Here is an 8542-nt window from a genome sequence, read left to right as displayed (position 1 = left end):
CGAGATGGTGATGCCGGGCGACAACGTGACCATGGACGTGGTGCTGATCGTGCCGGTGGCCATGGAAGAGAAGCTGCGCTTCGCCATCCGCGAGGGTGGCCGCACCGTCGGTGCCGGCGTCGTCGCCGCCATCAACGACTGATCATTTCCCCGGAGATGGGCGCACGGGCCTCGCTCGTGTGCCCGCCTCGATCAGACAAAACGACGAGGGCCGGCGCTGCGCGCCGGCCCTTTTTTCTTCGTGTGTGCCATGGGCTACGAGCCAGTGCCGACGGCTGCAGCGCATGTTAGTGTGTTGAACGGCTGTACGTGTCGTTCGAGCCTCGCGGCGACCACCGCACCGCCCCCTACTGACGGGAGAGCACCTGATCGTGCAGGCGGAATAGCAGGGAGATCGGCACGAAGCACTTCAGCGCCATCACGATCCGCGCAGCGAACAGGTCGGAGTTGGCGCTCCCCAGGGTCTGTTGGAGAGACGACCCAAGTCCGGATTTCACGTCACTGGGCCCTCAGCTCGAAAAAGATCCGAAGCCCTCGAAATCGCTTGTGCGAGAAACGCGGTTGGCTGGCGAACTTTGATGCCCGTGGGGGGCGTGGGTCGTCGTGGTAACAGGTGCTGACTTTGCCAATCCGGCGTTGCTCATCGCAGGGGCCGTTCTACCGCTACGCTTCCACGTCGCAAGCATAGCAGTGCCGTTCGACTTGTTGATGTCGCGCATTGGAATGCCTTGTTGGCGAGCGATTATTAAGGAAGTGCGCAGAGAACGCGCGCTCGATGCTCATGTTCCAGGCACACATGCGGCGAATGCAGCGGCCAGTTTTCAGACAGAGCGGCACGATAAAATCTGCGCCGCCCGGCGCCTACCGGACGGGCTTGGGCAGGATCCGCTTGGTCCGGTGGAATCTCGGTCCATCGCCGCCAGCCTGATCGCGCCCGGCGATGTAGTCGCGTTACCAGCCCGCGTGGACCGCATCCGGTTCGCCCGCAGCGACGCGCGCCTGGAAGGTCGAGCGGCGACTGCGCCATTCGTCATAGGCGGCCTTTTCAATGAGCGCCGTCTGGCTCGCGCCCCTGTGCCAGCCATGGCTGGTTTGCTTGGCCAGCTAGCTTTGAATCGGGCTCATCGAGAGGATCAGCCAGGACCAGAGGAGCCGAGGACGAAGCGGGGTCAGACGACGAGTGCGGAGCAGGTGAAGATCAAGCTACGCCAGATCGAGATACAGACGGCTTCGAGCAGAGCTATTGCCGCTGCGACGCCGGTCCCGTCCATTGTCATTTACAGGAACGGGTCGATGATATTGGGGCCATCAAAGTGGGTAGTTCAACTCCGGCAGCAGAACGCCGACAGACCACTTCCGTCGATGCTTGAAAAACACAGCGAACGCCGCATCGAGGTGTCTTCCATCATCGCAGATCTATAACAGCAAACGGGCGGGGCCAGCTTGGCAGCCCCGCCCGGATGAGCGCTTGGACGCGCAGGTCAGTGACGCGGCAAGGTGTGCAGCCCGCGCAGGAAGAGATCGACGTCTTCCCGTGTGTTGTAGAAGGCCAGCGAGGCGCGCACCGACTGATCGACGCCGAAGCGACGCAGCGCCGGCAGGGCGCAGTGGTGGCCCGAGCGCACCGCGATCCCGAGGGAATCGAGGTGGTGGGCGACCGCCTCGTTGCTCAGACCCTCGACCGTAAATGACATGACGCTCGCCTTGTTGAGCGCGGTGCCGATCAGGCGCAGCCCCTTCACATCAGCCAAGCCCTCTTGCGCGTATTCGAGCAGATCGTGCTCGTAGGCTGCGATCGCCGGAAGGCCGACGCTTTCCAGGTAGTCGAGCGCCGCACCGAGGCCAACCGCGCCGGCGATGTCCGGCGTGCCCGCCTCGAACTTTTCGGGCGCGCCCTTGTAGACGGTCTTCGAGAACGTGACGTCCTCGATCATGTGGCCGCCCCCCTGCCACGGCGGCATCGCCTCCAGAAGATGCCGCTTCCCGTACAAAGCACCGATGCCGGTCGGCCCGAACACCTTGTGGCCGGAAAACACCAGGAAATCGGCGTCGAGCGCCTGAACGTCGATCGGGATGTGCGGGGTCGATTGCGCCGCATCGACCAGCACCGGCACGCCGTAGGCGTGGGCGAGCGCGATGATCTCCCGGATCGGGTTCACCGTGCCGAGCGCATTGGCGACATGCGTCACCGAGACGATCTTGGTACGGCCCGAGAGCAGCGCCGCGTATTGCTCGAAGATGATCTCGCCGCGGTCGTTGACCGGGATCACCCGGATCGTCGCGCCGGTCGCCTGCGCCAGCAACTGCCAGGGCACGATGTTGGCGTGGTGCTCGATGGTCGAGACGATGATCTCGTCGCCCGGGCCAATGTTCGCCCGTCCGTAGGAGTTCGCGACGAGGTTGATCGCCTCCGTGGTGCCGCGCAGGAAGACGATGTCGTCCTTGCTCGGCGCGTTGAGGAAGCGCCGCGTCTTCTCGCGTCCGCCCTCGAACAGATCCGTGGAGCGCGCGGCCAGCGTGTGCGCGGCCCGGTGGATGTTCGAGTTGTGGCGGCCGTAGAATTCACTGGTCGCGTCAATCACGCTCTGCGGCTTGTGGGTGGTGGCCGCGTTGTCGAGCCAGACGAGGCGGTGCCCGTTCACGCTCTGGTGCAGCGCCGGGAAGTCCTTTCGGATGTGCTCGACATCGAAGGGCGCGCCCGCCGGCACGGAGCCGTGAGACGTCACCCGCGGGGCGGGACCCTCGTGGCGCGAAGGCTCGACCCGGGGCTGAGCCGCAGCCTTCTTACCCCTCGCCGGCGGCAGGGCCGGCTTCAGGAAGTAGTAGTCGCCCGTGTTGTCGGGGGTGGGCACATTCGAATGCGGGAGGCGGCCGAACTGCGAAAAATGCTCCTGCGCTGCGTCGCCGCTGGGCTTGCCCGGGTCGGCGGGCACGAGGTGCGGCGCCAGCGCATGGGCGAAGCCGTTGGCGCGCGGGTGGTCGGCCGCGATCTGGCGGTGCAGGTCGGGCCCGCCGGGGATCGTCGCTGCCACGTCGGGCACGCTCGGCACGAAAAATTCGGGCAGCCGGTTCTGGTTCGGGAACGGATGCACCGAGGGGATTGTCGCCACGTCGAACAGATTCGCGCTCGACGGGGCGGGCGTCGCGCCGACCGGGTTTGCGTGCGAAGGCCCGCTCAGGCCCGGCAGGCCGACCGGCGGCGAGCCGAAGGAGCGCGCAGCCTGCGCCGAGACGTCGGGCTGAAAGCCCGAAGGCAGCGCGCCGGACGGCAGGGAGGGCGTACCGAGGGTGGCGCCGGGCAGCGCGAGCTGCCCGGGACCGGTGGGGAGGCTCTCAAGCCCGAGTCCTTGCCCGAGTCCTTGCCCAAGTCCCTGCCCAAACTCTTTGGGGACTTGAGGCGTCTGCGGCAGGTGAGGCTGGAACGGTGCGCTGGCCGCCTGTCCCTGGCCGTAGATCTCGCGGGCGAGGCGCCCGACGAGATCGGCATGCGCCAGATCGCCCGCGCTGCCGGTCGGAAGACCGAGAGCGGGTGCGTTAGGCGTAGTCATGGTAATTGCCCAGCAGAACGTTATCGAGACGGGCGATCGCGTCCTCGACCAGCACGGCGGCCGAGAAGTAGCGGGTCACGAGGTGCGAGGCGATGGAGTGGTCGTTGGTGCCCATGTAGCGCACCGACAGGCCGGGCTCGATCTCGCCGGTCACGCCCGATTTCTGGAGGCCGACCACGCCCTGCTCGCCCTCGCCGACGCGCAGGAGCAGAATCGAGGTGGTCTGGGCGCCCGTGACCGGATCAGTGTCGATCGGCAGCTTGTCGCTCGGCACCAGCGGCACGCCACGCCAAGTGATGAAGGGTGCGCCGAACAGGTGGACCACGACCGGCGGCACGCCGCGACGGGTGGCCTCACGGCCGAAGGCGGCGATGGCGCGCGGATGCGCCACGAAGAAAGCGGGCTTCTTCCAGACGAGGGTGAGCAGTTCGTCGAGATCGTCCGGGGTCGGCGGACCGGAGCGGGTCGGGATGCGCTGGCGGCCGGCGACCTCGCCGAGCAGGCCGAACTGCGAGTTGTTGAGCAGCTCCCACTCCTCGCGCTCCTTCACGGCATCGACCGTGAGGCGGATCTGCTCGCGCAGCTGGTCGATCTCGTTGGAGTAGAGGTCGGTGACCCGGGTGTGGGTGTTGAGGATCGTTTGGATCGTCGAGAGGTGGTACTCGCGCGGGTCGATCTCGTAATCGACGAAGGTGGTCGGCAGGCGCGGCTCGCCGGCATGGACCGCCAGGAGTTCGATGCCCTGCTCGCCGTGGGAGTTGGTGTGGCCCTTGAGGCGGTCGCGCTCCTCTTGGTACTGGCCGATGCGAGAGCGGATGCCGTCATCCTCGATCGCCGCGCGGTCGAGGGTCAGCAGCGTCACCGCCGAGAGCGCCTTCACCGCCGGCGCCGGACCGGCCTCGCCGACGAGGGCGTCGTCGCCGAAGTAGTCGCCGCGCGTGGCGAGCCCCTGACGCAACCGGCCCTTGTAGGGGCCCGACAGGGTCAGCTCGACGGTGCCGTCTGCCACGATCACGAGGCTGCGGCCGGACGAGCCCTCCTCGGCGATGACGTCGCCGGCCTTGTGCTGGCTCTGCGTGAACTTGTCGGCGAGCGCGGCGAGCTCGGCATCGCCCAGGCGGCTGAAGAGCGGAACGGCGCGCAGCGAGCCGGAGCGTACCGTGCGAGCCTTGTCTTCGAGACTGAGATCGATGCGGCCGGGCTTGGCCAGCACCACGGCGCGGCGGTTGACCCGGTAGACGCCGCCGGCGACGTCGACAAAGGGCAGCAGGCGCAGGAGGAAGCGGGGCGTGTTGGCGACGTTCTGGACCGAGGTGACAGTTGCGGTCGCTAGATTGCGCGCGGCGGATGCGCTCACGCTCAGGCCCGGTCCACTCATCGCTCGTCGTCTCCTTACGGTGTTTTCAGAAGTTCGGCCGGTGCGGACGTGGGGGCCCGGCGCCGGCCGTGCATGGGATTCTAGTGACAGGCAGCCGCCGACACGGCGCAGGCATAAAGGCCGCGCCGGTACCGTACTGAACTTGCGGATGCCGCCACTCTACTAATTACGCCTTGCCAGAACCGAACCTATTGAGACATTCGGTCGGGACGCTCGATGTACTAAGCGCCGCGACAACCAACGGTCAACGGAATGTTCTTCCAATTTTTCGTGCAAGCGCAGGACACGAATCTTTCAAATCTGTATTATTGAGCGATGTTTTCCAAAATATTGCCAATATGGAGAATGAATTTCTCCCAACCAATCTCTTGCGAGAAGGTCGTGAAGCAACACGTTGCGGAAAGATTTTTCTGGCAGCCGGCTCAGATCCCGTCGCCGAAACCGAAGGACTGATCCATGGTCTGAGCGGGCTCCTCGTCGCTCCGCAGGCGCGAAACCACCCGCGCCGGCACGCCCGCGACGGTGGTGTGGGCGGGCACCTCGTGCAGCACCACCGCGGCGGCGGCGACCTTGGCGCCTTCCCCGACCCGGATGTTGCCGAGCACCTTGGCGCCGACGCTGAGCAGCACGCCGCGGGCGATCTTCGGATGCCGGTCGCCACTCTCCTTGCCGTTGCCGCCGAGCGTTACCGATTGGAGGATCGAGACGTCGTCGGCCACGACCGTGGTCTCGCCGATGACGACGCCGGTGGCATGATCAATGAAAACCCCCGAGCCGATCCGCGCCGCTGGATGAATGTCGCAGCCGAACACCTCGGAGATGCGGCTCTGCACGTGCAGGGCGAGCGTCGCCCGACCCTGGTGCCAGAGCCAGTGCGCGACGCGGTAGCCCTGCAGAGCGGCAAAACCCTTGTAGAACAGGAACGGGTCGATGTAGCGGCGGCAGGTCGGGTCGCGCTCGCGGATCGCCACGAGGTCGCGCACCGCGTTCGCGCCGGCATGCGGATCGGCCTCGAAGGCGGCGAGGCAGAGGTCGCGCATGGTCAGCCGCGACAGGTCACCGTCGCCGAGCCGGTGGGCGAGGCGGTAGGCCAGAGACTCCCACAGGCTGCGCTGGTCGAGCACCGTCGCCTGGATCAGGCCCGCGTAGAGCGGCTCCTCGATCAGCGCCGCCTCGGCCTCCGCGCGCATCGCCTCCCAGACATCTCTCTCCGCGGTGCTGCGGCTTGTCGCCCGCAAGGGCGGGACGATCGCCAGGGTTGCGCTCACGACCGGGTCTCCGGAATGGACAGGGGGAGGAGTCGAAGGTCGCAGGCACGCATCGTCGGGTCGTCCGATCGCATCAGGGGATGCGCCGGAACAGGTCCGGCAGGTAGCTTTGCAAGGTCTCGTGGCCGTCGAAGTGGACATCGATCGTCGCGCGGCCGGCCTGGCCGTGGATGCCGATCACCCGGCCCCGCGCATGGCGCCAGATCCCAAGAGCTTCGGCGAGGTCGAGTCGATCGAACACGACCTGATCGCCGGGAAGCATCGTCGCACTCAGCATGATGGTGTCCTTGGAGCGGAAATCCCGTCACGGCTTCCGGTCCACCGGCCCGCGCGCAGCTTGTCGAATCGAGCGCCGTGGGAGGAGCAGGAAGAGCCTGCCAACCGCGCCGGGATCCGGGAGAAGATTTGCTGCGCGGGAGAGCGGATCGGGAGCATTATTTTTGCTAAGTCATTGTCCTGTCTCGATAATTATCGATAGGACAAACTTTGGCAAGCCTTGTTCCGTCTTTCTCGCCGCCAGAGGCCGGAACGGCACGGCAGCCCGCCATCGCGTGGGATCGGATTCCGTTACCGGTCGATCGCTTCGGGCTTCGCCACGCTCCGTCGCCGCGACCGTCGGCGAAGCGATCCCCCCTCGCGGCACGGCCGCGATCCAGTCGCCGCCGGCATCCACGATTTCCAAGCTCGGCTACGGCGTCCTGCATCAGCAGGGTGAGAAAGCCGCTGACTTACGGTCGCCGGTAACCCGGCCGCAGGCCAGCGGAGACGTTCGTGACTACGATCTAGACTGATCGGCTACCGCTCGAAGTCCATGTTACTGGTCCTCCTGCATGAAGGAGGCGAAGCGGTCGCGCCAATCCGGATGCCAGCGTGACAGGGCGGGACGGTTCTTGATGACATCGCCCGCGGCCCAGGCGATGCGCCGCTCGTCCTGGGCTCGTGTCGTCTCGTTGTCGGGGCAGAGGATGTAGAAGTCTCCGGCCGCCATCCGCTCCAACAGGAAATCAACGGTTTCTTCCGGCGTCCAGGCTCCGTGGGGTCGCTCGGTCATGCCGCGCGCCTTGGCGAGCCCGGTATAAACGAAGCCGGGGATGAACAGGTGCGCACTTACGGGCGCACCGCGCTCGCGCAACTCGTGAGCCAACGCTTCGGTCGCCGCCTTCACGCCGGCCTTGGACACATTGTAGGGCGCGTTGCCCGGCGGCGTGGTGATCCCCTGCTTCGAACCCGTCACGATCACCGCACCGGGCTCGCCGCCCGCGATGAGACGGGGAGCGAAGGCGCGGATGCCGTGGATCACGCCCCAGAGGTTCGTGTCGAGGATGCGCCGCCACGTTGCCTCATCCGAGAAGATCCGGCCGCCCGCCTCGATTCCGGCATTCAGCATCACGACCGCGGGCAGCCCGTCCTGCGAGACCGCTTCCGCCAGGGCCTCCATCGCGGCGTCGTCCCCGACATCGGTGGGGACGGCGCGCGCCGATGCGCCGGTCGCTTCGAGGTTGGACCTCGCCAGTTCCAGAGCCTCGCCGGGCAGATCGGCGAGAATGACGCGCAGGCCGCGCGCCGCGAAGGCTTCAGCGGCAGCAAGACCAATTCCGCTGGCCGCTCCGGTGACGACAGCCGTCCGTCCGGCTGTGAACGGGGTGGGTGCGGCGGCGTGGCTCGGCTGCGCCATGATCAGGGTCCTTCGGGTTGGCGGCGGATCGCCTTTGAGGGGCGGAACATGCCGTCCCCTTGGGCAGAGTCCCAAAGCTATGGATCGGCCCAGCGTTCCACGGCGAGGGCTCTGCCAGGGCGACAGGTCTGTCCCGCCGACCCGTCCCTGCTTTGGGAGCAACTGAACCCGGAGGCGGTCCAAACGAACGGTGCCTCAACCTGGACCGGCATCCGACGCGAGCAGCCAATACTCGATAGCCACGAGGTCGAGCTGCAATCATCCGAAGGACGGGGGATTGCATTCCGGAACCAGCCAATGATGCACCGGCATTCAACTTTTCGAAGCCCTGCAACTTGCTCTAGGCAAAGCCGTTGGAGTGCTCAAAACTGGAGATCTAATATGATGAAGTACAAAGTGCTCGGTGCCGCAGCGATCGCAATGGGAGTCGGCTGCGGTGCCGCGCTGGCGCAGACGCAGACGCCGACGCCGCCGGATGGCCCAGCTCCACAGACGGCGCCCGATGCCGTTCGTCCCGTCGACGGTCCGGCGACGGTCGCACCGGGCGTGGGTGCGGCACCGGCCCGCCCGCCGAACGATCCGAACACGACCGGCCCGGACAAGGTCAACGGGCTGGAGGTGCCACAGATGAAGGGCGAGCCGCCGGCCGCGCGCTGACGGTTCGCCGAAGCGA

Annotated in this window: 9 protein-coding genes; 3 read left to right on the top strand and 6 right to left on the bottom strand. The window is 66.6% G+C overall.

Annotated features, from left to right (window positions below; all coding sequences use genetic code 11):
* Positions 1-142, top strand: a 142-nt coding sequence (locus MKK50_RS14760) for an EF-Tu C-terminal domain-related protein (protein ID WP_499023353.1), incomplete at its 5' end; no start/stop codon positions are given.
* Positions 143-347: 205 nt separating this feature from the next.
* Here MKK50_RS14760 and MKK50_RS14755 read toward each other — a convergent pair.
* Positions 348-497, bottom strand: coding sequence for a hypothetical protein (locus MKK50_RS14755; RefSeq protein WP_499023347.1), 150 nt, complete (start codon positions 495-497; stop codon positions 348-350).
* A gap of 106 nt (positions 498-603) precedes the next feature.
* Between MKK50_RS14755 and MKK50_RS14750 the strand changes: the two genes are divergently transcribed.
* Positions 604-1422 (top strand): hypothetical protein, encoded by an 819-nt coding sequence (locus tag MKK50_RS14750; RefSeq protein WP_499023356.1) that lies wholly within the window; start codon positions 604-606, stop codon positions 1420-1422.
* A gap of 59 nt (positions 1423-1481) precedes the next feature.
* Here the strand turns inward: MKK50_RS14750 and MKK50_RS14745 are convergent, their stop codons facing one another.
* From MKK50_RS14745 to MKK50_RS14725, 5 genes are all read right to left on the bottom strand, one after another.
* Entirely contained in the window at positions 1482-3548 is a 2067-nt protein-coding gene (locus MKK50_RS14745) for a family 2A encapsulin nanocompartment cargo protein cysteine desulfurase (RefSeq protein ID WP_499023345.1), read from the bottom strand.
* The gene (locus tag MKK50_RS14740; protein WP_301288545.1) at positions 3535-4926 is read right to left on the bottom strand and encodes a family 2B encapsulin nanocompartment shell protein; all 1392 of its coding nucleotides are present in this window, start codon (positions 4924-4926) and stop codon (positions 3535-3537) included. Before MKK50_RS14740 ends, MKK50_RS14745 begins: the two co-directional genes overlap by 14 nt.
* A gap of 422 nt (positions 4927-5348) precedes the next feature.
* Entirely contained in the window at positions 5349-6194 is an 846-nt protein-coding gene (gene cysE / locus MKK50_RS14735; protein WP_253369174.1) for a serine O-acetyltransferase, read from the bottom strand.
* A gap of 73 nt (positions 6195-6267) precedes the next feature.
* Positions 6268-6471: a hypothetical protein gene (locus tag MKK50_RS14730; RefSeq protein ID WP_253369176.1), complete on the bottom strand. Its 204-nt coding sequence runs from the start codon at positions 6469-6471 to the stop codon at positions 6268-6270.
* 537 nt (positions 6472-7008) lie between these two features.
* Complete coding sequence (locus tag MKK50_RS14725; RefSeq protein WP_499023340.1) at positions 7009-7869, bottom strand: SDR family NAD(P)-dependent oxidoreductase; 861 nt, start codon at positions 7867-7869, stop codon at positions 7009-7011.
* Positions 7870-8250: 381 nt separating this feature from the next.
* Here MKK50_RS14725 and MKK50_RS14720 point away from each other — a divergent pair, with 381 nt between their 5' ends.
* Positions 8251-8526 (top strand): hypothetical protein, encoded by a 276-nt coding sequence (locus MKK50_RS14720; RefSeq protein WP_499023338.1) that lies wholly within the window; start codon positions 8251-8253, stop codon positions 8524-8526.
* Positions 8527-8542: the final 16 nt, after the last annotated feature.

The organism is Methylobacterium sp. J-043, assembly GCF_022829505.1.
Lineage (GTDB): Bacteria > Pseudomonadota > Alphaproteobacteria > Rhizobiales > Beijerinckiaceae > Methylobacterium > Methylobacterium extorquens_A.
Note: the sequence above shows the minus strand (reverse complement) of the source record. Positions and strands in the feature narration are given on the sequence as shown.

Coding starts and splice junctions, on each gene's coding strand:
- MKK50_RS14745 (WP_499023345.1), bottom strand. CDS start 3,548: ATGACTACGCCTAACGCACCCGCTCTCGGTCTTCCGACCGGCAGCGCG.
- MKK50_RS14740 (WP_301288545.1), bottom strand. CDS start 4,926: ATGAGTGGACCGGGCCTGAGCGTGAGCGCATCCGCCGCGCGCAATCTA.
- MKK50_RS14730 (WP_253369176.1), bottom strand. CDS start 6,471: ATGCTGAGTGCGACGATGCTTCCCGGCGATCAGGTCGTGTTCGATCGA.
- MKK50_RS14725 (WP_499023340.1), bottom strand. CDS start 7,869: ATGGCGCAGCCGAGCCACGCCGCCGCACCCACCCCGTTCACAGCCGGA.
- MKK50_RS14720 (WP_499023338.1), top strand. CDS start 8,251: ATGATGAAGTACAAAGTGCTCGGTGCCGCAGCGATCGCAATGGGAGTC.